Source organism: Stutzerimonas stutzeri, assembly GCF_002890915.1.
GTDB lineage: Bacteria > Pseudomonadota > Gammaproteobacteria > Pseudomonadales > Pseudomonadaceae > Stutzerimonas > Stutzerimonas stutzeri_AF.
In genome coordinates this window covers 86,892-108,305 of record NZ_POUT01000011.1, presented here as the reverse complement: position 1 = coordinate 108,305, position 21,414 = coordinate 86,892, and the positions used below count along the sequence as shown (strand labels likewise).

14 protein-coding genes and 1 pseudogene are annotated in these 21,414 nt (G+C 61.5%); 14 read left to right on the top strand and 1 reads right to left on the bottom strand.

Translation table 11 applies throughout. The features are described from left to right. The first annotated feature begins 14 nt into the window (after positions 1 to 14). The 14 genes and pseudogenes from CXK94_RS18110 to CXK94_RS18050 all read left to right on the top strand — a co-directional run bounded on the left by CXK94_RS18110 (position 15) and on the right by CXK94_RS18050 (position 18,496). Positions 15 to 431, top strand: coding sequence for a hypothetical protein (locus CXK94_RS18110; protein WP_256046130.1), 417 nt, complete (start codon positions 15 to 17; stop codon positions 429 to 431). 81 nt (positions 432 to 512) lie between these two features. Next, positions 513 to 1,937 carry an aldehyde dehydrogenase family protein gene (locus tag CXK94_RS18105; protein ID WP_102895347.1) on the top strand — a complete coding sequence of 475 codons (1,425 nt, stop codon included), beginning with the start codon at positions 513 to 515 and terminating at the stop codon, positions 1,935 to 1,937. Between the two features lie 65 nt (positions 1,938 to 2,002). After that, the gene (locus tag CXK94_RS18100) at positions 2,003 to 3,349 is read left to right on the top strand and encodes an aminotransferase class III-fold pyridoxal phosphate-dependent enzyme (RefSeq protein WP_102895359.1); all 1,347 of its coding nucleotides are present in this window, start codon (positions 2,003 to 2,005) and stop codon (positions 3,347 to 3,349) included. 86 nt (positions 3,350 to 3,435) lie between these two features. After that, positions 3,436 to 4,758 carry an alginate export family protein gene (locus CXK94_RS18095; protein ID WP_423835247.1) on the top strand — a complete coding sequence of 441 codons (1,323 nt, stop codon included), beginning with the start codon at positions 3,436 to 3,438 and terminating at the stop codon, positions 4,756 to 4,758. A 433-nt stretch (positions 4,759 to 5,191) separates the two neighbouring features. Then, positions 5,192 to 6,193: pseudogene (locus CXK94_RS22320) on the top strand (PAS domain-containing protein); the annotation flags it as partial. Between the two features lie 21 nt (positions 6,194 to 6,214). Continuing rightward, positions 6,215 to 6,523 carry a methyl-accepting chemotaxis protein gene (locus CXK94_RS22850; RefSeq protein WP_423835248.1) on the top strand — a complete coding sequence of 103 codons (309 nt, stop codon included), beginning with the start codon at positions 6,215 to 6,217 and terminating at the stop codon, positions 6,521 to 6,523. Positions 6,524 to 6,754: 231 nt separating this feature from the next. Then, on the top strand, positions 6,755 to 7,882 hold the full coding sequence (locus tag CXK94_RS18085) for a WD40/YVTN/BNR-like repeat-containing protein (RefSeq protein WP_102895346.1): 1,128 nt from the start codon (positions 6,755 to 6,757) through the stop codon (positions 7,880 to 7,882). Next, positions 7,879 to 10,260: an efflux RND transporter permease subunit gene (locus tag CXK94_RS18080; RefSeq protein WP_102895345.1), complete on the top strand. Its 2,382-nt coding sequence runs from the start codon at positions 7,879 to 7,881 to the stop codon at positions 10,258 to 10,260. Before CXK94_RS18085 ends, CXK94_RS18080 begins: the two co-directional genes overlap by 4 nt. 93 nt (positions 10,261 to 10,353) lie before the next feature. Beyond that, positions 10,354 to 11,853, top strand: a complete 1,500-nt coding sequence (locus CXK94_RS18075; protein WP_219726498.1) for a DUF1302 family protein — start codon at positions 10,354 to 10,356, stop codon at positions 11,851 to 11,853. 14 nt (positions 11,854 to 11,867) lie between these two features. Further along, the gene (locus CXK94_RS18070; protein WP_102895344.1) at positions 11,868 to 13,124 is read left to right on the top strand and encodes a DUF1329 domain-containing protein; all 1,257 of its coding nucleotides are present in this window, start codon (positions 11,868 to 11,870) and stop codon (positions 13,122 to 13,124) included. A gap of 55 nt (positions 13,125 to 13,179) precedes the next feature. After that, the gene (locus tag CXK94_RS18065; protein WP_102895343.1) at positions 13,180 to 14,454 is read left to right on the top strand and encodes an acyl-CoA dehydrogenase family protein; all 1,275 of its coding nucleotides are present in this window, start codon (positions 13,180 to 13,182) and stop codon (positions 14,452 to 14,454) included. Further along, positions 14,454 to 15,731: a thiolase family protein gene (locus CXK94_RS18060; RefSeq protein WP_102895342.1), complete on the top strand. Its 1,278-nt coding sequence runs from the start codon at positions 14,454 to 14,456 to the stop codon at positions 15,729 to 15,731. Before CXK94_RS18065 ends, CXK94_RS18060 begins: the two co-directional genes overlap by 1 nt. Before the next feature lie 9 nt (positions 15,732 to 15,740). Then, on the top strand, positions 15,741 to 17,366 hold the full coding sequence (locus CXK94_RS18055; protein WP_102895341.1) for an AMP-binding protein: 1,626 nt from the start codon (positions 15,741 to 15,743) through the stop codon (positions 17,364 to 17,366). Then, positions 17,363 to 18,496 (top strand): saccharopine dehydrogenase family protein, encoded by a 1,134-nt coding sequence (locus CXK94_RS18050; protein ID WP_219726497.1) that lies wholly within the window; start codon positions 17,363 to 17,365, stop codon positions 18,494 to 18,496. Before CXK94_RS18055 ends, CXK94_RS18050 begins: the two co-directional genes overlap by 4 nt. 87 nt (positions 18,497 to 18,583) lie before the next feature. Here CXK94_RS18050 and CXK94_RS18045 read toward each other — a convergent pair whose 3' ends face one another. Beyond that, entirely contained in the window at positions 18,584 to 21,364 is a 2,781-nt protein-coding gene (locus tag CXK94_RS18045; protein WP_102895339.1) for a LuxR C-terminal-related transcriptional regulator, read from the bottom strand. Positions 21,365 to 21,414 lie beyond the last annotated feature (50 nt).

The following is a 21,414-nucleotide window of genomic DNA, read 5'->3' as shown; positions in this document are numbered from 1 at the left end:
ATCAGAGCCCGCACATGGGCTCGGCCCTGCAAACCCTGATCGCCGCCGTGGTGGTGTTGATGTTCGCCGCTGCCGGGGCCGATCCGATCCTGCAACTGTTCGCCTGGTTCTCCAGCCTGGCCGCGCTGTCGCTGATCCTGCTCATGGCACTGACCTCGGTCGCGGTGCTGGTCTACTTCCGCAAGCATCCCGAGCTAGGCCTGAGCACCATGCGCCGCTTCATCCTGCCGGCATTCTCGGGCATCGCATTGATCTGCGTGCTAGTGCTGGCGGTGATTCACTTCGAGGTGCTGACCGGCTCCAGCAAGCTGCTCTCTTACGGGCTTTGCATCCTGATTCCGATTTCACTTTTCGTCGGCGTGATGCTTGCCGCACGTCTGCGCCGTGTGTCGCCCGAACGCTTCCAGGCCCTGGGTAGCCACAAGCTTTAAGGGCTGCCAGGCATTCACCACCTCTACCACCAGCTAACCGCCGTGCTCGTTGCATTGCCGGCGGCCAAGGGGATGCTTCATATGAACGACTATCAACTGCTTATCGACGGAGCCCAGGTGCCGGGTGAAGGCGGTCACTTCGAGGTGATCAACCCGGCCTCCGGGCAGCCATTCGCCCATTGCCCAGCCGCCAGCGTGGCGCAACTGGAACAGGCCGTGGAAGCGGCCCAGCAAGCCTTCGCCCAGTGGGGCCGCACTTCGTGTAAGGAGCGTTGCGAACGCCTGACACGCATCGCCGATGACATCGAGCAGGAGGCCGAGGCGCTGGCCAAACTGATCGTTCTGGAGCAGGGAAAACCGCTTACGCTGGCGTTCTCCGAGGTGATGGGAGGAGCAGCCTGGACGCGCTACGCGGCCAATCAGGAGCTGCCCGTGGAGTTGGTCGAGGACACGCCCACGCAGCGTATTGAACTGCACCGCAAACCGCTGGGTGTAGTGGCCTCGATCACTCCATGGAACTGGCCGTTCATGATCGCCGTGTGGCACATCATGCCGGCGCTGCGCGCCGGCAACTGCGTGATCAGCAAGCCGTCCAGCCTGACTCCGCTGAGCACCATCCGCCTGGTGGAAATCATCGCCCGCCACGTGCCGAACGGGGTGATCAATATCGTTACTGGCGAGCGCGGCTTTGGCAGTGCCATCGCCAGCCACCCGGGCATCCACAAGATCGTCTTTACCGGTTCCACCGCCGTTGGCCAGCAGGTCATGCACGCGGCGGCCGGCAACCTAAAGCGTCTCACTCTGGAGCTGGGCGGCAACGATGCGGCCATCGTGCTGCCGGACACGCCGGTTGAGGCGGTAGCGGAAGACATCTTCCAGGCCGCCTTTCTCAACATGGGGCAGACCTGCGCCGCGCTGAAGCGTCTGTACGTGCATGAGTCGCAGTACCAGGCGTTCGCCGAGGCCCTGGTGGCCATCGCCCAGCGCCAGGTGGTCGGCGATGGCCTGGAGGAGAAGGTGACCTTCGGGCCCGTACAGAATCTCGACCAGCTCGAGCTGGTGACCGAACTGGTGGACTGCGCCCGCGCGCAGGGTGCCCACGTGCTCTGTGGCGGTGCGCGCCTGGATCGCCCCGGCTTCTTCTATCCGCCAACCATCGTCACCGGCGTCCGCGATGGCCAGCGCCTGGTGGATGAGGAGCAGTTCGGCCCGGTGCTGCCGCTGATCGCCTACCGCGAGGTGGAGGATGTGCTGCGCCACACCAATGCCAGCGAGATGGGCCTGGGTGGCTCGGTATGGGGCGCGGATCAGGCACAGGCACAGGCGCTCGCCAGCCGTTTGGAAAGCGGCGTGGCCTGGGTCAATTGTCACGCCCAGATTCAACCGAACACCCCGTTCGGCGGCTGCAAGATGTCCGGTTTCGGTGTCGAGTTCGGCCTGGAGGGGTTGCTGGAGTACACCGCCCAGCAGCTGTTGTTCGTACGCAAGCCCGCAGTGCAATCGTGAGGAGCGAAACCATGTCCAAGAATGCCGTGCTCAAGCCAGTACCCCATAAAGAGCCTGTCGAAACCATGTACGAGAAATACAAGACTGCCGAGAAGAAGTTCTGGCATCCGATGAGCGCCTCGGCGCCGGCCAACCGCGCCAAGACCCTGATCATCGCCCGTGGCGATGGCAACTACGTCACCGATATTGACGGCAATCGCATGCTCGATGGCGTTGGCGGCCTGTGGAATGTCAATGTCGGCCACAACCGTCCGGAAGTGAAGGCCGCCATCGCCGCGCAGCTCAATGAACTGGCCTATTACCAGACCTTCGATGGAATCGCTCATCCACGGGTGTTCGACCTGGCCGAGCGGCTCACCTCGATGTTTGCCCAGGAGCGAATGGCCCGCGTGCTGTTCAACTCCGGCGGCTCCGATGCCGTGGAAACCGCGCTGAAAATGGCGCGCCAGTACTGGATCGCCTCCGGCCAGCCGGGCCGCACCCGCTTCCTCTCGCTGCGTAACGGTTACCACGGCGTGCACGTCGGCGGCACCTCGGTGGGTGGCAACGGCGTCTACCACTACAACCACGGCCAGTTGTTGGCGGGTTGTCACCATCTCGATACCCCCTGGCTGTACCGCAACCCCTGGGATTGCCGTGACCCCGAGCAGTTGGTCGAGCATTGCATCCGCCAACTGGAAGAGCAGATAGCCTTCCTCGGCGCGCAGACCATCGCTGCCTTCATCGCCGAGCCGGTGCAGGGCGCTGGAGGCGTGATTGTGCCGCCGTCCGCCTACTGGCCGCGTCTGCGTGAAGTCTGCGACCGTCACGACATTCTGCTGATCGCCGACGAAGTGGTCACCGGTTTCGGCCGCAGCGGCTGCATGCTCGGCAGCCGTGGCTGGGGCGTGGCGCCGGACATCCTGTGCCTGGCTAAGGGCATCTCCGCCGGCTACATCCCTCTCGGTGCCACGGTGTTCAACCAGCGCATCGTCGATGCCATCGAGAACGCCCCCGGCTTCGCCAACGTGATCATGCATGGCTACACCTACAGCGGCCACCCGACGGCCTGTGCCGCCGCCCTGGCGGTGCTGGATATCGTCGAGAAGGAAGACCTGCCGGGCAACGCGGCGAAGGTCGGCGCGCACCTGATCGACGGGCTCAAGCCGTTGAGCGAACGATTCGACGTCGTCGGTGAAGTGCGCGGTAAGGGTCTGATGATCGCCGTCGATCTGGTCGCCGACAAACGCACCCGTCAGCCGCTCGACCCGGCCTCCGGGCAGGCCTCGCGCATCGCCGAAGCCGCGCGTGCGCAAGGCGTGCTGGTGCGCCCGATCGGCAACAAGATCGTCATTTCGCCGCCCCTGACCCTGACCTGCGCAGAGGCCGACCTGATCGTCGACGCCCTTGGCAGCGCCCTGGCCAAGCATTGAGCCTGCCAGCCCGCGCCTGGCGGCGCGGGCGTTTATCCCCTCCAGAAAACCAATAAGAACGTCTGCACAAGCACCGAGGAGCTCCCATGAAGATGAACACGCGCAACAACCGCAAGGTCGGGTTGGCCCTGGCCATCAGCCTGACGTTGGCCGGGCAGAGCCAGGCCTATGAACTCTATGCCGACGAAGACACCCAGCTGAACGCCGATGTACTCGCCGTGTTTGGCTGGATGAACAGTCGCAAGAACTACGATGGCACCGAGGGCGGCTCCACCTGGCGCGAGGGCTTCATCAAGTACGGCTTCAGCGGCCAGCAGGGCCTGGGCAGTGCCGGCAGCCTGTACGGGGCCTTCGCCCTGGTCAGCTCGGGTACCTGGGGCGACGGTGATGCCGGCGGCAACACCCTCGGCACGGAGCGCACCACCAAGATCGAGGATGCCTACCTGGGCTGGCGCTCGGGGAATCTGTTCCCCGTACTGGGCCAGGACGGCGTGGATTTCTCCGCCGGGCGCCAGGTGGTCAAGCTCGGGCGTGGCTTCCTGATCAACGATGACGGCCCGAACCTCGGCAAGGGCCCGGCGGACGGCGACCTCAACCGCGGCGACGCCTACTACATTGCCGCGCGCCACGCCTTCGACCGCACCGCCGTGCTGCGCCTGGGCGGCGAGGAGGGGCTGCATGGCTCTGTGGTCTGGCTCAAATCCGACAACCGCGCCCAGGCCGAAACCGAACTGGCCGCCGGTACCCTGGATTACACCACCGAGGCTGGCACCCTCGGGCTTACCTGGGTGCATGGTCTGGACGTCAACGAGCGCTGGGCCACGCCGATCCAGAGCGAGCGCGACAACCTCGATGTTTACAGCATTCGTGGTGAGGGTAGCGCCGGCATCGAGAACGCCAACTTCGCCTTCGAATATGCCTGGCAGAACGCCGACACCGGGGTGGAAAAGGCCTGGTACGCCGAGGCCGGCTACACCTTCGCCGACGCGCCGTGGTCGCCGAACCTGACGTACCGCTACACCCGTTATTCGGGCGACTGGGATTCGCTGTTCACCGGCCTCAGCACCGGCTACGGCACCTGGCTGCAGGGCGAAGTGGCGGCCAACTACTCCGGTCCTTTCAACAGCAATACGCGCATTCACCACCTGGGCCTGACGGTCACGCCGATGGAGAGGCTCACTCTGGGCGCGCTCTACTTCGATTTCCGTACGCTGCATGAGCGCAGCAGCCTGAATCTGGATGCTCGTGAGCTGGACCTGTATGCCGAGTGGGCGGTCACCGACAACCTGATCATCAGCCCGCTGGTGGGGCTGTATCAGCCGAAGAAGAGCGCCGATAACGGCGGCAACCAGGTCGGTGGCAATGGCACCAACGTTTACAGTCAGCTCATGGTCATCGTGCCGTTCTGACGTGAGGGATACCCTCTTGGCGTGACCGGGCTTTGCTCCTAACCACGCTCTAGTCGCGTGTCACGCAGCCGCCTTCGGGCGGCTGTTTTTATGGCTGCAACAGCCAGTAAGGGGCATACCCCCCCGATTACTACCTTGATGGGGGAAGGAGCTACTCGGTTTCTCTTGGCAATATTGGAGGGCAATACACTTGCCGCAGCCTCTCGGGTTGCGGCCGAGTTGCTGAGAACTGCTGCTCTTGACATTGGCAGGTCAATGATCTTCGTGAGTCAGGATACAACCGAGGGCCTGTAAGAGCAGGGTGGAAACGACTAACCGTTTGAGCGTTGGATGGCGCCGGCTCGGGCCATCTTTTTTTTGCCCGCCTCTCATAACTGTTTCTCAGAAAGTTTCGAGTAGAGGCACGGACTGCTCTTTTATTGGGAGTTCCCCGATGTTTCTTTTTTCTGCCGCTCGCCGTGCGAGAGAAACGCTGCTGCAACTCGTAGGGCTTGCCAGTGATAGCTCTGAGGTAGCTCATTCCATCAGTAACGCGGCGCTTGTCCAGCAGGCTGAGATCGCCGTGTTGCGTGTGCGCCAGCGTCTGCTCGAATTGGAGCGAGTGTGTGAGCAGGAGACGAACGAGCGGGGGCGTCTAGACGCTGACCACGCTCGCCTGCAGGCTTTATATGCTCAGTTCGAGGATAAATGTGAGCTGCTGGCTTCATGCCTCGATGACGACTTCTGGGAGGTCTCGCTGGGTCGAGGTGAGCATCTGAGCTTATGGACCGAGCTGTCTCTCTCGGATGGGTTGCAGCGGGTGTTTGGCAATGGTGCGTCAGTCTGTTTGGGGCGCTGGATCGAATGTGTTCATCCGGACGAGCGAGAAGATCTGCTGCGGGGGTTGCTCGCACATGCTGCAGCACATAGTACGGTGCCTTATCAGCTAGAGTGCCGTGTGCGTTGGGGGGCTGATGACTATCGATGGTTTCTGCTGCGCTGCGGCGTTCGATGGAGTGAACTAGGGCACTCGATTCGTATGCGCTGCTGGTTACGGGATATCGAAGCCAGCAAGCAGCTGTCCGCGGATTTGGAGATAAGCAGGCAGCGTTTCCAACTGACGCTCGAAACCATCAATGAAGCGCTCTGGGAGATGGAGGTCGTTGCTGGTGATCCGGTCAATCCTCACAACCGCATCTGGTGGTCTCCGCAGTTTTTGCATCTGCTCGGCTTCGGGGAGGCTGAGGACTTCCCTCGGGAGCTGAATAGTTGGGCATCGCGTCTGCATCCAGATGACAAGCAGGAGAGCCTGAGCGCTTTTGCCGCTTACATGACCGATCGTGACGCAGTAGCACCGCTTGAGCTCACCTATCGGCTGAAACTCAAAGATGGGCATTTCCGCTGGTTTCGTGCGCGTGGATTGGCGCAGCGAAACCAGGAGGGCACCCCTTTGAGGGTGATTGGCTCTCTCGTCGATATGCAGAATGAACATGAAGAGTCTGCCTTGCGGCAACTTCAGGTGCGTCAGCACCAAGAGCTGCAGGATAGCCTGAGAAAACTGGGTTCTATCGTGAGCTCCATCCAGGGGATCGCTACGCAGACCAACTTGCTGGCTCTGAATGCTGCGATCGAGGCTGCGCGAGCGGGCGAGAGCGGTCGTGGCTTTGCGGTCGTGGCTGATGAAGTACGAACTTTGGCTATTCGTACGACGGAAGCGACTTTGCAGGCCAAGGTAATGATGGGTAACAGCAGCGAGAGCGTGGATCTCGCAGTGTCCCCTCGGTAGTGATCGATGGTTGTACGCTCTTTCGCGATGGTTGTGAGCAAACCGCGACCCTCCTGATTTTTCTTTAGTCATGCCTCGAGATCCAGGTTGTATTGGCGATCTCTTGCGTCCCTGTGTGCGGCCTGGGTGCTGCTACCTATCCCCCCGTTCACCCCCCGCTCTGGGGGGCGTCTCCGCAAGGGCTGCGCGACATGATTGGCCCCACGAACAAAAACAACTAAAGGTGCTCTTATGCGCAGCCCTAATACTGCATCCGATGCTGGTTCTTCGGGTGCTGCCTGCCTTCATGTGCGGGCCGATTCTTCTAATTCCTTTGCAAAAAACATTGAACTTTCCCAATCCACGCCGCATGGCGAGCGTGAGGAGCAGGCTTCTGGCTTGATCTTGCCGTGGGCTGCTCGCCTCTCGCCCTGGGCGTTGATTTTCGGGCTGGCTTATGCGGCTGTCTTCATAAAGCCGACCGCAACTGGCGCTCCGTTGCGGCAGCCGGTGGTCGAGTCGCGTGACATGTTCTTCGGTGTGGCTGGAGACAAGGATTCGTTGTGGGTGGTTGGGCAGGATGGCGCAGTGCTGCATGGCGTCGATGACGCTACGCGTTGGAGTCGTGAGGTGCTGCCGAACCGCAGCAATCTACAGGCGGTGGCCGTTTCTCCGAAGGGTGTGGTGGTCACGGTTGGCAATCAGGGTGACCTGTGGTCGCGCGCACCAGGACATGGCTGGCGTCATGCTCCGCTACCGGTAGGCGAGATTGGTGGCAAGCTGCTGGACGTGGCCTACATCGATGGTCATTTCTGGGTTACCGGTGAGATGGGGGCACTGTTCCGTGCGGGCCCAGGGGCTGAAACCTGGGAGCGTATGGCGCCAGAGCAGGACGTGGCCTTCAATGCGATCCGCCCCGGCTCAGGTGGTGATATTTGGATTGCGGCAGAGTTCGGCCGCTTGTTGCGCAGCCGTGATGGTGGGCGTACCTGGAGCACTCAGGAGCTTGGCAGCGAAAGCCTGCGCGCGGTGGCCTTCGATGGCGATACCGGCGTTGCCGTGGGCAATGCCGGGTACATCTACCTGACTCAGGATGCTGGCGACACCTGGCGCAGCCTCACACCCTTCAGTCGCGATCACCTGCATGACGTGGTGGTACGTGACGGCCTGTGGAGCGTGGTTGGCGACAACGGCACCTATTTCCAGAGCACCAAACCCGCCAGTGGTTGGAAGAACGCCGCCATCGGTTTCGGTGAGTTGGGCAAGGGCTACCTCACGCGCATTCTACCGGTTGCAGGTGGCGAGCTGCTGGTCGGTCGCCAACTGGCCGTGGTGCAGGGCGGTCAGTTGCGTGTCGTGGGTGCGGAGGGGCGGCCATGAAGCGCTTGCAGAACTTCGCGACTCGTCTGGCCGAGTGGTCGATCGCCCATCGTTTGCCGGTAACCGTGGTGGTCGGCCTGGTCACCCTGTTCTTCGCCGTCAATCTGGCGCGCTTGCATGTCGAAACGCGTTTCTCCGACATGGTTCCGCATAACCATCCGTACGTGCAGGTGCATCAGGCCTATCAGGACAGCTTCGCCGCCAGCAATCGCGTGACCATCCTGGTCAAGGCCAAGGTGGGGGACATCATCGACAGCGACATCCTGGCCGAGGTGCAACGCATCAGCCGTGAGTTGCGCAAGGTGGAAGGCGTCAACCCACAGCAGATCGTTTCGCTGGCTTCGCGCAAGCTGAAGCGGGTCAATGCCTCCAGCGAGGGCATCGAGACCGAGCCGCTGATGAACGAGGTGCCGACCACGCCGGCACAGTTGCGTCAGTTGCGCCAGGCGATCCTCAACAACTCGATGGTCTATGGCCTGTTCGTCGATCGTGAGTTCGGCTCGACGCTGATCCAGGTGGATTTCTACGACCATCTGGTCAACTACCAGGCGATCTTCCCGCAAATCCAGGCGATCCTCGATGCTTCGCCGATCAAGGATCGGGTCAGTCTGCACCTGGTTGGTGAGCCGGTGCTGTATGGCTGGGTGGCCCACTACCTGCCGGAGACGCTGGGCCTGTCGTTGCTGTCGCTGGCGGCCATGCTGGTGTTGCTGTTCATGTTCAGCCGCACCTGGCGCGGCACCCTGTTACCACTGCTGGCTGGCGGCATTTCCGGGATTTGGGCGCTGGGTATCAGTTCCCTGCTGGGTTACAACTGGGATCCGCTGGTTGTGGTCGTGGCGTTCATCATCACCGCGCGTGCTTTCTCCCATTCGGTGCAGTTGATCACCCGTTACGACGACTTGGCGCTGGACGGTCAGGTGCCATCCAAACGCGCGGCCGAGCAAGCCATGGCCGAGCTGTTTCGTCCAAGCATGCTGGGCTTGTATGCCGACGCGGGAGCCATCCTCTGCGTGATGCTCACGCCCATTCCACTGCTGCACAAGGTGGCGATCATCGGCGCCGTGTGGGTCATGAGCATCGCCGTCTCGGCGGTCGTGATGACGCCGATCATGCTGTCTTGGGTGCGTCGCCCGCAGGGTTTCGTGCATCCGCTGAAGCTTGATTTCATTCTCAACGCGGTATTGGGGGGGGCCTCGCTTATGGTCACCACCCGGGCACGCTATTTCGTCGCGCCGGTCTGCATTGCGCTTTTGGGTGGATTGCTGTTCGAGGCTACGCGCATTCAGGTCGGTGATGCCAGCGACGGCTCGCCGATCCTCTGGCAGGGCTCGTCGTTCAATCAGGACAGCGCGCTGATCAATCGTCTCTACCCCGGTTCCGAGCAGATGTTCGTGGTGATCGAGGGCAAGGCGTCGGATGCGCTGAAGCTGCCCGAGGTGCTGACCTGGGCGCAGGGTTTCCAGCGCTACATGGAGCGCCAGCCGGAGATCGGCGGCAGCGTGTCATTGGCCGATCTGGTGGTGGACGTACGGCGCAACCTCTATGAAGGCAACCCACGCTACCGCGAACTGGGCACCTCGCAGATCGAGAACGGCGAGCTGATCAATTTCTACCTGCAAGGCGCTGCCCCCGAGGACATGGCGCAGTATGTCGACCGCTCGTTCCAGAATGGCGCCATCACCTTGTTCTTCCGCGACCACAAGGGCGAGACCCTGCGCAATGCGATGCACTACGCCAAACAGTTCATCGCCGAGAACCCGCTCGAATACGCCGAGGTGAAGTTGGCTGGCGGTGGCCTTGGCGTCATCGCGGCGGTCAACGAGGTGTTGCTGCGTGACCAGATCGAGGCGATCGCCCTGGCCTTCCTGGTGGTCGTGCTGTGCTGCCTGGTGGTCTATCGCTCTTCGGTCAGCGGCATCTTCTTCATCATCCCGGTGCTGGTTTCCAACGTGGTCACCTTCGCCTTCATGGCCTGGCAGGGCATCGGCATGAGTATCAGCACCTTGCCGGTGGTCGCGCTGGGGATCGGGCTGGGCGTCGATTACGCCTTCTACATCGTCGACTCGATCAAGGAATACCTGGAGAAGCATCCGCGTGCCAGTCACCTGGAGGCGGTGCTGCAGTCCATTGGTTCGGCCGGGCGCGGGGTGATCCTGACCGCGTTCACCCTGGCTGCCGGGGTGCTGCTGTGGGGGTACTCGTCGCTGCGCTTCCAGGCCGAGATGGGCTTGCTGATCGGCCTCTGGCTGATGGTTTCGGCCTTCACCTCACTATTCGTGATGCCGGCGCTGGCGCTGGTGTTCAAACCCGACTTCATCTTCGCCCCGGCTCATTCAGAGGAGCAGGGCGCCTTCGACTCCGAGCCCGCTGTGTAAGCGGTGGGTTCGAGTGCTACTGCCATCAAACAAGAACAATGAGAGGTATCTGGGATGCAATCAACCATTCGGGCCAAGCGGCCGACGTGGCTTATGGCTCTGCTGCCGCTGAGCATACTGTCCAGTGGCGCGCAGGCGATGGACTACGGTGACGATGATTTCGGTTTCAGCCTGGGCGGCTATGTGCGCGGTTGGTCGTCGTTCAATCTGAAGGATGCGCCGGAAACCAAGGGGGACGACAAGGGCAAGCTGTCGATGCTGCGTGGTTCGCTGATGCTCGATGCCGACGCGGTGACCGGCCCGCTGAGCTGGAAGGCTATCGCCCGTCTCGACAAGGAGTTGATGACCGATTACCAGGACGACCTGCAGGACATCAACCGATCCATGGTCAACACGGGCTTGCGTGGTCGCGGTAGCGACCTGATGGGCGAGTACGACCGTGGGGAACTGCGCGAATTCTATTTCGACTACGAGCTCGACCGGGTCAAGTTCCGCGTCGGCAAGCAGCAGGTAGTCTGGGGCGAGACCGATTTCTTCCGGGCCATGGACGTCGTTCATGGTTTCGATTATCGCTGGCGCTCGTTCCTCGAACCGGAGAACGAGGAGTTACGCAAACCGCTGATCCTGCTCAACACCACCATCCAGGTGCCGGAGTTCGATGGCGCGTTGCAGGTGCTGGTGCGTCCGGGGCTGGATGCGCATAACGCGATCGGCAACAGCGTCGATTTCTATGGTGGCCGCTGGGCGCCGCAGCCTTATCGCGGCACCGACTTCTTTTCCCTGCTCGATACCGACTACGAGCACCCGGCAGGGGACAACGAGAAAGTCACAGGTGGTCTGCGCTGGTCGGGGATGGCTGGTGACGTCAACTATTCGTTGGCCTGGCTCAAGTCCTATCAGGGCGACCCGGTGGTCAACTCGCGTTTCAATCCCTACAAGAAGGCACCCAAGGGGGTTCTGGGTGATGTGTTCCATCCAGAGATCACGGTCTGGGGCGCTACCGCCAGCACCTACGTGGCGGCAGCGGATGCCGTGTTCTCTACCGAGGTGGTGTACACCGAGGGCATGGGTTTCAACCAGGGCAGCGAACCGCTGTTCGGTGGTGCGGTGCCTCCAGGTTTCGCGGGGCTCAAGCGCAAGGACACCCTAACCACCATGGTGCGCATGGACAAGACCGTGGACTTGACTCGCTTCCTCGGTACCAGCCGGCCGTCCTTCCTCTCCATGCAGTTGTTCAACACCCGTGTGCTTGGTTTCTCCAAGGACGACGATCTGGTCGAGCTGGCCGCCTTCGCGGCGAAGAAGAAGCGTGACACCACGCTGTTCACCACCGTGCTGCAGATGAACTACCGCAACGACACGATCAACCCATCGCTGGCCGCTGGCGTCGACGTGAACAACAAGGGCGGTTTCCTGATTCCGGCGGTGGAGTTCGCCATGGGTGACAACTGGCGTCTGCGTGCCGAGGCCGACCTGTTCTTCTCCGCCGGACGCAGCAACGACAGCGCCGCCGGTGACAGCAGCGATACCCGACTGTTCGGTTACCTCGATAACCACGATCAGTTCGTGCTGCGCCTGACCCGTCAATTCTGACCTGGAGCCTGCTGATGAAAACGCTCTTCAAACTCGCGGCACTGAGCTGCGCTCTACTGGCCACCAGCGCCACCGCTGTGGCCGCTGAACTGCCCGCCGGCACCCTGGTGGACAAGAACAACCTCGACCAGGTGTTGAACGAGAGCTTCGAGGGGAAGCCCCTGAGTCAACTGCTCACCGACAAGGTGCAGTGGCAGATCCGTAACTACAACCTGGGTCTGACTCTGGCGCCTTCCAAGGCGGTGGAGCTCGATCCGGCCTATCTCGAAGCCAGCGCGGCGAATCGCGACAAGGTCGGGTTCGACCGTGCCACACGTACGGTTCAGGGCTGGGACAAGGGTGTGCCTTACCCAGATATCGATGTGAAAGATCCGGATGCCGGCGACAAGATCGTGTGGAACTTCATTTACGGCCGCCCGATGGGCGACTCGCAAGAACTGAAGAATTTCCACTACATCCTGATCGATGCCAAGAAAGGTGTTGAGCGGGTTCAACGCTACCGTCTCGACCGTTTCTATACCCGCGGCCGTCTGAACGGGCCGTCCAGCATCGGCAAGGACTTCATGCTGCAGAACACCCTGCTGTTCGCGGAAGCACCGCAGGACATCAAGGGTATCGGCACCTACACCAAACGCTACGCCGATGGTTTCAAGACCGACGACGTCTGGGCTTACGTGAAGTCGGTGCGCCGTGTACGGCGAATTTCGGGTAACGCCTGGATGGATCCAGTCGGTGGCCTGGATATTCTCGGCGACGATATCGACGTCTGGGATTCGCCGCCCAACTGGTACAAGAGCGTCCAGCTGATCGACAAGCGCTGGATTCTCGCCATCACCGATACGCCGCAGACCATCGGTGTGGGTGAAAAAGAACCTGCCGCGCAGTTCCCGCAGCAGGACGTCAGCAACCCGCCTTACTGGAACCCCAACCCCAAGCTGGGCTGGCAGCCCCGCGAGGTCTGGGTGCTCGAGGGGACGCCGCCGGATGCTCATCCGTATGGCAAGAAGATCCTCTACGTGGATGTTCAGGCCAATCGCCCGTTGATGTCTGAGATCTATGACAAGAACGGTGAGTTCTGGCGCTTCCACCACATGCAGCAGCAGCCCATCACGGGGGAGGATGGCTACAAGGCGATCCTCCCGGTGCAGGGGCAGCAGATCGACTTCAAGCGCCAGCATTCGACCAACTTCGCCACGACTTATGTCATCAACCGCAAGGGTGCCAAGGAGTCCGATTTCTCCCTGGGCAAGCTCGAGGCGGCCGGCAAGTGACGTTTTCGTCGCCGCCCGGCCGGGCGGCGGCTCCAGTAAGACAGGAGTTCACGCTATGCATCATTCCAATCTGCCCGTGCAGCAATGGCCTGCCGAGCCCAAGGTACAGTTCGGCCCCTGGGCTTGCGAGGCTGCGCTGGACGAAGAGTCCGAGGCTTTCCGCCAGAGCTTGCGTCAGTTCGCCAGCAAGGTCATGCGCCCCATCGGCCAGGAACTCGACAAGCTCAGTGCCGACCAGGTCGCAGCCAAGGGCTCGCGGTTGTACGAATTCTTCACCGAGTACGACAAGCTGGGCATCAGCCTGGAGCTGTTGTCCAGCCTGAGCGATGAGCAACGTGCGGTGATGTTCCCGTTGCTGTTCGAGGAGCTTGGCTGGGGCGATGCAGGGCTGGCGATTTCTGCCGCTGTACGCATGCTGCCGCTGTACATGGCCGCGAAGATGGGCAACCAGTTCCTGCTCAAGGAGTATTCCGAGCAACTGATTGGCTGCTGGGGGATCACCGAGCCCGATCACGGCACCGACTCGCTGGATGTCAGTCAGCAACTGTTCCATGCACAGGGGCGCTACGGTCGACCGAACTGCGTGGCGCGCATCAGCGATGGGCACATCATCATCAATGGGCAGAAGTCGGCCTGGGTCTCCAATGGCTGCATCGCCGAACTCTGCGTGCTGTATTGCGCGGCGGAAACCGCCAATGGCCCGGATCCACAGCGTGGCTTCTGCGTCGTGGTGCCGACCAATCTGCCTGGGGTCTCGCGAGGCAAGCCTCTGGAGAAGCTCGGTCAGCGTGCGCTGCCACAGGGCGAGTTGTACTTCGACAACGTCAAGGTCAGCCTCGACCACCTGCTGGCCGGGCCGGATGACTTCAAGCGTGCGGTGTACGCCATCCATACCGATGCCAACCTGCTGATGGCTGCCACTTTCACCGGCGTAGCGCGCTCGGCCTACGACCATGCCCTGGCCTATGCCCATGAACGCAAGCAGGGCGGTCAGCCGATCATCCGTCACCAGGACGTGGCGCGCCGCCTGTTCCACATGCTGCGCAAGGTCGAAACGGCCCATGCCCTGACTCGTAGGGTAGCCCGTTTCAATGCGTTGGAGCCGGTGCCGGCTCTGCAGGCCGCCATGCTGGCCAAGGTCACTGCCACCGAGCATGCCTTCGAGGTCGCCAGCGATGCGATCCAGATGTTCGGCGGTAATGGCCTGACCCGCGAATACCCGGTGGAGAAGATCTTCCGTGATGCCCGCGCCTCGATGATCGAGGACGGCTGCAACCAGATTCTGGCGATCAAGGGCGGCTACAACCTGACCAACCTGGAGTGGCTGTGATGAGCACCAGCACGGATCTGGATCAGCAACTGATCCGCAACGCGCGGCAGAATGCCTACGTCATTGGCGTCGGCATGACCCGCTTCGGCAAGCACCTCGGACGTAGCCTCAATAGCCTGGCGCGCGAAGCGATCAAGCAAGCGCTGGATGACGCCGGTATCGAGGCCAGGCAGCTCAATGCCGCCTGGATGGGCACAGGCGCGGCACCGGTGATCACTGGCCAGGTGTGCATCGCCGGGCAAGCCGTATTGCGTGGGCTGGGCGTCGGGCGCATCCCGGTGATCAACGTGGAGAATGCTTGCGCCACGGCTTCCACCGCCTTCCAGCAGGCCTGCACGCTGGTCAGCCATGGCCTTTATGACGTGGTTCTGGCCGCCGGTTACGAGAAGCTCTATCACGACGACAAGGCGCGGACTTTCTCCGTGTTCGATGGCTGTGTCGACGTCGAGGAGCAGGACGCCGTGATGGGCTTCTTGCAGGACAGCATTCGCCGCAGTGGGGCACAGGTGGATCTCTCCCAGGCTGGCAAGGACCGTTCGCTGTTCATGGACATCTACGCCACCTGGGCGCGTGACTACCTGGCCTCGGCTGGTGGCGAGGCGCGTCATCTGGCCATGGTGACGGCGAAGAATTCGCGGCATGGCGCGCTCAACCCCCGCGCGCAGTTTCAGGATGTGTTGAGCGTCGAGCAGATTCTCGCGGCGCGGCCTATCGCTGATCCACTGACCCTGCCGATGTGTTCACCAATCGGTGACGGCGCGGCTGCGGCGGTGATCGTCTCCGAAAGAATGTTGCAGCGCCTGGGCGCGCGGCGCCCAATTCGTGTGGCTGCCTCGATGTTGGTCAGTGGCTATGACTATGGCGAGGAGCCTGGGCCAGAGGTGACACGCTGGGCTGCCGAGCTGATCTACCAGGCCGCTGGCGTCGGTGCGCAGGATCTCAGTCTGGTGGAGCTGCACGATGCCACTTCCGCCTCCGAGCTGATGTATTACGAAAGCCTTGACCTTTGCGCGCGCGGGGAGGGCGTGGCCTTGCTGGAATCAGGTGCCACCGAACTGGGAGGGCGGATTCCGGTGAGCGTTTCCGGGGGGCTCAATCGCAAGGGGCATCCAATCGGAGCCACCGGGCTGGGGCAGATCTTCGAACTGGTCGAGCAGTTGCGTGGCAACTGTGGTGCTCGCCAGGTTGAAGGCGCACGCGTTGCTCTGGCGGAAAATGGCGGCGGCTTTATCGGCGCAGATGCTGCGGTCATGGCCATGACCGTGCTGACCCGCTAGGAGGCTGCCATGCAACATGATGCTTCATTGATTCTTGCCAATGTCATCCGCCGCAAGGTCGAGGAAACTCCTGACCTGGATGTGCTGACTTTCGTTCATGTCGGTGCCGACCAGCAGTTGCATGAGTGCAGCCGCAGCTATCGACAGCTCTGGGAGAATGGGCAACGCATTGCCTCAGGCCTGGACGATGAGTGGATGCGGCAGGGCGATGCCTTTGCCCTGATCATGTTCAACCACCCGGAGTTCGTCGAGGCGATGGTTGGCTCTTCCATCGCCAACACGGTGTTTGTGCCCATCGACGCTCGCGCCTGCGGTGACAAGCTGCATTACCTGTTGAGCTTCTCTGCCTGCCGAGGTGCAATCGTCGCCGACCATGCTTTGACTGCGGTTCTGGAACTGGCCGAGCGCCTGCCGAATCTGGACTGGCTCTGGGTGCTGGATACTGGCGCAGGTCTAGATGAATTGCCCAGCCACCCGAGGGTTCGGGTCCGTTCCCTGAGCGATGTGCTGGACGACCGTGTGCCGGACATTGCCGTACGCGCCAGCGATCTGCAACAGCCGATGCAGTTGCTGTTCACGTCCGGCACCACTGGCAATCCCAAGGCCATTGTCGCGCCCTATGCGCGTTTCGCCGCCATCGCCAGTCTCGGTGCCGAAGTGGGTCTGCAGCCAGGTGACAGGCCTTATACCGGGTTGAGCCTGACCCATGCCAACGCCCAGTGCATCACTCTGGGCAACGCCTTGTTCATGGGCCTGCGCGCGGTGATCAGCCGCCAGTTCACCAAGTCCCGGCTGTGGGAGATTCTGCGTCGCTATCAATGCACGGTGTTCAACCTGCTGGGGGGCATGACCACCGCGGTGTACTCCGAACCACCGCGTGCGGACGATGGCGACAATCCGGTGCGCTACGTGTTCAGCGCCGGTATGCCGGCGAGTATCTGGCAGGACTTCGCCAGGCGTTTCAATGTCGAGATATTCGAGTTCTATGGCACTGCCGAGGGCGGTCTGACACTCAACCCTCCGGGCGTCGGCCCTATCGGTTCGATTGGCAAACCACCCTCGCACCTCAGTTGCGCGATTCTCGACGAGAACGGTAACCAGGTGCCGCCGGGGCAGCGTGGAGAAATCTGCTTCCGTGCAGCCTCCGGTGCCGAGCACCCGCCGGTGGCCTATCTGAACAACCCACAGGCGTCTGCGGACAAGACCCGTGGTGGCTGGTTCCACTCAGGGGATATTGGTCACAAGGACGCGCAGGGATGGGTCTACTTCGACTATCGCGATGGCAGTGGCATCCGTCGCAATGGTGAGTTCATCGACCCGGCTCAGATCGAGAAGGTCATCGCCGAGATGGACTCGGTCGCCGACGTTTTCGTCTACGGCTTGCCCTGGCCGACCTGTGCACCGGGCGAGAAGGAGATCGTTGCCGCCGTCGTGGCGCTCCCCGGCCATGTCCTGGAGCACTCTCAGCTGCTTGCGCACTGCTCTCGCTATCTGCCACGCAACCTGCTGCCCAGTCATGTGCAGGTACTCGACGAAATCCCCAAGACCGCCTCGGAAAAACCCCTCGAACGCATTCTGCGCGAAAGCCTTGAAGGTGAGCTGAGCACGGCATCCACACAACAACAAACCGCATGAAACCCGGAGAACGAGAAATGACTGATATCAAGGTCGTGGTTTATGGCGCCAGTGGCTACACCGGCAAACTGATTGCCCGTCATCTGGCTGCGCGCGATGTCCCATTCATCGCGGCTGGCCGCAGTGCGGCGAAAATCCATGAGCAATTCGCGACTCAGCCTGAGCTCAAGGATGCCCGTTACGAAGTGCTCGAAGTGCCTAACGAAGAGGGGGCGCTGACCGAACTGCTCAGAGGCAAGGTCGTGGTGTACAACACCGTCGGCCCATTCATGCAATTGGCCGAGCCGATGGTGCGTGCCGCTCTGGCCGCAGGCTGCCACTATCTGGACAGTACCGGCGAGCAGGACTGGATGATCTTTCTGCGTAAGCAATATGCCGAGGCCTATGCCAAGCGAGGTCTGTTGCTGATCCCGGCGCTGGCGTTCATGTGGACATCTGGCCATCTGGCTGCGGAGGTCTGCCTGGAAACTCCCGGTATCGACACTCTGGATCTGGTCTACGTCACCCGTGGCTCGCTGCCCTCGGTCAGTTCCACGCTGTCGTTCCTGCGTATGTGCTGTCAGCCTCAATACCACCTGGCACAGCGTGAGCTGGTGGCCTGGGAACCGGCTACTGCTTATCAGTCGGTGGCGCCCACGTTCCACCAGGTACTCGATTGTCTGCCCTGGAGCGGTGGTGGCGAACCAGTGTGGTACCTCGATCATCCACGAGTACGCAACTGCAGCATGCTGGTGAATTTCGGCAACCCGCAGGTCATGAGCAACGTGCTCAAGCTGGCCCGCGAGTTCAACGAAATACACAGGTTCAAGTCCGCACAGGAGCAGGAAGAGGTTACCAATGCCTGGGGGCACGAGTTGACGCCGGCCGAGCCGCCGCGTGAAAACCCGGAGATTTGTCGTGCGGTGATCTCCTGCCACGGTAGCGGCCCGACCAGCCAGTCCACGGTCATCCTGCAAGGCAACTGTGGTTACGAACAGGCTGGTTCGGTAGCGGTGGCCGGGATCGAGCACATCCTTGCCGGGAAGGTCACCGCTGCCGGTTTCGTCAGTCCGGCCGAGGCTTTCGGTGCGCGTAACCTGTTGGCGGCGATGGAGCGTGATGGGCTGGTAAAGGTCATCGTTCGTAACTGAGTCGATTCGACGCCCTTGCGGTGCGGGTCCCCGCCCCCGCACCGATTTTTTCAGTGATATCGCTACGTGCGTTTCAGGTTCCGTCTTTCAACCCGTGTGCTTTTCCACGACCAGTTTCTCCCGGCGCGCCTTGTCGATGGCGTGCAGGCGATCGCTGACGTTCAGTTTGATGAAGAGCTTTTTCAGGTACCACTTCACTGTTTCTGCCGATATGTTGAGGGCCAGGGCAATACGTTTGTTCGGCATACCCTGCAGCAGCAGCTCCAGAATGTCCTGCTCTCGGCCGCTCAGGTTGTACTCGCTATGCGGTTGTGCGGAACGCCTCGATAGGGGCTTCTGGCTGTTCAGTACCTGCGCCAGAAACGCCTCATGCTCCGGCGTGCGGCACTGCCCGGTGAGCTCCTGCAGCATCTGTTCGGTTCCCGGAATCTCATCGCAAAAGCTGCGAATCATCTGCCCGGGTGCGCCCAACTCCAGCAGTGAATGCAAGGTGGGCCGCCAGTCGCAGTCTTGCAAGCGGTAGCGCGCCAGACATTCCAGCAGTTTGGTCTTGATGTAGTAGTCCAGACGCTCATCGGCATTGAGTGCAGTGAGTGCAGACAATTCGTCCAGTGCTGTCGAGGGACGTTCTTCACAGAGGGCAATGCGGGCACGCGAGAGAATGCCCAGAGCGGCTATGTCGAAGGCACTGCCCAGCGTGGCCGGTCTCAGGTCATGCGTCGGCCATGATGACAACGACTCCAGTTCCACTTGCATGCGAATCGCACCCGAAAGATCGCCCTGATGCAGCAGCAGGCGTATCCGCTCAGCCACTGCGGTGACGATCGGGCGTTGCAGTCCGGTGCTATGGCCAAACAAGCGCAGGCGTTCAAGAAGTTCGTGAGCATTGTCGCAGTGGCCTTGCAGGTAACTCAGGCGCGCACCTGCCAGAAGGGCGCGGATGTAGCTCTCGAAGAACACGCGTTCGTTCATCACCTCCAGGCGGCCGCTGAGCAAGCTGTTCAGCTTCTCGAGATCATTGCTCTCGTACAAGGTTTCGGCCAGGAAGCCTGATACGACGCATGAGGGAGCCGAGCGTCTGCCGAAGTTTTCGTCCAGCCGGTGCAGGGCCTCCTCCAGGCCGCTGATGGCCCTGTGCATGTTGCCTTTGAGGAATTGGATCCAGCCGGTGAAGGATTGTCGGTAGGCATAGGTGAAACCACGTATGGCACTGGGTGGTGGCTCTGGAAGTTGGGCGAGGATGCTCGGTACTTCCTCGAAGCGCGAAGCGCTGGCCAGTGCATAGATCAGTGCGTTGCAGGCAACGCCATTGTGGTAGGCATCGCCGCTGGGGGGCCAGTGATCGAGCAGGGCGAGCGCCGATTGGCTGTCGCCACTGAGGGCGTCGAAGGTGCGGCGACATACCTGATACTCGAATTCGCCAATGCCGTCTGCGGTTCCGCTTGCCTGCTGGAGGGCTTGCAATTCCTGGCGGGCGCGTTGTAAGTGCAGCCCGCCCAGTACCATGGCCCAGAAGCGAGCCACGCGCAGGTGCCAGCGGCGTGCCAGCTCGTCGCTGGGAACCTTGTCGGTCCAGGCCAGAATGGTGTTGAGATCGCCGGTCGCCAGGACATTCATGACGCAGCGATCGATCAGGTCATAGGCGCGTTCCTCGCCCGCCGAGGCCAGGGCATGGTGAACCGCTTCGATCAGATGCCCTTTGCGCTCGAACCAGAGGCTGGCGCGATAGTGGAAGGAAGGCAGGTCGATGGCGTTCAGCTCACTTTTGCACTCGCGCAGGAAGGCGGACAAGCTTGGCCGGTTCTGTTGACCGCCAGCATCGCGCCAGCGTTGCGCGCGCTGATGCAAGTCACCGAGGCTGGCCACCATGCGATCGGCCAGGCGCTGACGCAGATGCTCGCTGAACAATGCGTGAAAACGGTACCACTGTTCATCGTGGTCCAGTGGTACCAGCAAGAGGCCATCTGCGGCCAGCCCCTCGAGAATGTGCTGGGCGTCCTTGACCTCCAGTACTTCTTCGCAGAGTTCGACATTGAAGCGATCCAGCACGGATAGCCGCAGCAGAAGATCCTGGGTCTCGCGAGGCAGATTACCCAAGGTATTTTCCAGAATGGTTTCGGCCAGCGGATAGAGCCCCTTGGACCAGTCCGTCAGATCCGGATCCTTCAGCTCATTGGAGAGCACCAGCATCTGGATGCCGGCGATCCACCCTTCGGTTGCCTCGAACAGTGCGCGGCAAGAATCCGCGCTGACCGGTTGTGTCATCCGGTTGCTCAGGTAGGACTGCGTTTCGCTTTCCGAAAAGCGCAGGCTGCGTACGTTGAGTTCATTGCCACGACTTTTCTGACGGGGATCTTCCAGGCAGTGAGGCAGTTCGGTGCGGGAGGTGATGACCAGGTGGAAGTTGGCAGGTGTGTATTTGAGGATGCGGGCGAGCAGTTCGTGCAGACGAGGATTGCTGATGCAGTGGTAGTCATCGAGGATCAGATACAGCTCGCTGTCGAGCTCGGCGAGCAGATTGACCAGCACGGTCAGAAAGTTGTCCTGGGTTTCCGGGCGCCCGCGCTCGTAGCTATCCAGCAGTTGCTGTTGGATGGGGCAGCCAGCCTGCTTGAGGGCGGCTGCCCAGTAGTTGAGGAATTGAACGTCCTCGTTGTCGGTTTCATCCAGGTTGATCCAGCCGACCTTGTGCCCCTGTTCTATCAGGAGTTTGCGCCACTGGGTCAGGAGAGTGGTCTTGCCGAAGCCACCGGGTGCTCTGAGGTGGATCAGGCGCTGGTAGGCAACGTTATTCAGCCGTTCCAGCAGGCGTTCGCGAAGGAGCGGTGGGTGGTGATAGCGCGGCGGCAGAAGCTTGGTTATCAGCATGGATGGATGTCCAGCTTGTTATTGTTATGGGCGGCGCCACGAAGGCGCCG

What these genes read in the sequence shown, in the direction of transcription:
- CXK94_RS18100 (WP_102895359.1), top strand. Translation starts at nt 2,003, where the DNA reads ATGTACGAGAAATACAAGACTGCCGAGAAGAAGTTCTGGCATCCGATG.
- CXK94_RS18045 (WP_102895339.1), bottom strand. Translation starts at nt 21,364, where the DNA reads ATGCTGATAACCAAGCTTCTGCCGCCGCGCTATCACCACCCACCGCTC.
- CXK94_RS18095 (WP_423835247.1), top strand. Translation starts at nt 3,436, where the DNA reads ATGAAGATGAACACGCGCAACAACCGCAAGGTCGGGTTGGCCCTGGCC.
- CXK94_RS18105 (WP_102895347.1), top strand. Translation starts at nt 513, where the DNA reads ATGAACGACTATCAACTGCTTATCGACGGAGCCCAGGTGCCGGGTGAA.
- CXK94_RS22850 (WP_423835248.1), top strand. Translation starts at nt 6,215, where the DNA reads ATGCAGAATGAACATGAAGAGTCTGCCTTGCGGCAACTTCAGGTGCGT.
- CXK94_RS18070 (WP_102895344.1), top strand. Translation starts at nt 11,868, where the DNA reads ATGAAAACGCTCTTCAAACTCGCGGCACTGAGCTGCGCTCTACTGGCC.
- CXK94_RS18075 (WP_219726498.1), top strand. Translation starts at nt 10,354, where the DNA reads ATGGCTCTGCTGCCGCTGAGCATACTGTCCAGTGGCGCGCAGGCGATG.
- CXK94_RS18060 (WP_102895342.1), top strand. Translation starts at nt 14,454, where the DNA reads ATGAGCACCAGCACGGATCTGGATCAGCAACTGATCCGCAACGCGCGG.
- CXK94_RS18055 (WP_102895341.1), top strand. Translation starts at nt 15,741, where the DNA reads ATGCAACATGATGCTTCATTGATTCTTGCCAATGTCATCCGCCGCAAG.
- CXK94_RS18110 (WP_256046130.1), top strand. Translation starts at nt 15, where the DNA reads ATGGGCTCGGCCCTGCAAACCCTGATCGCCGCCGTGGTGGTGTTGATG.
- CXK94_RS18085 (WP_102895346.1), top strand. Translation starts at nt 6,755, where the DNA reads ATGCGCAGCCCTAATACTGCATCCGATGCTGGTTCTTCGGGTGCTGCC.
- CXK94_RS18080 (WP_102895345.1), top strand. Translation starts at nt 7,879, where the DNA reads ATGAAGCGCTTGCAGAACTTCGCGACTCGTCTGGCCGAGTGGTCGATC.
- CXK94_RS18050 (WP_219726497.1), top strand. Translation starts at nt 17,363, where the DNA reads ATGAAACCCGGAGAACGAGAAATGACTGATATCAAGGTCGTGGTTTAT.
- CXK94_RS18065 (WP_102895343.1), top strand. Translation starts at nt 13,180, where the DNA reads ATGCATCATTCCAATCTGCCCGTGCAGCAATGGCCTGCCGAGCCCAAG.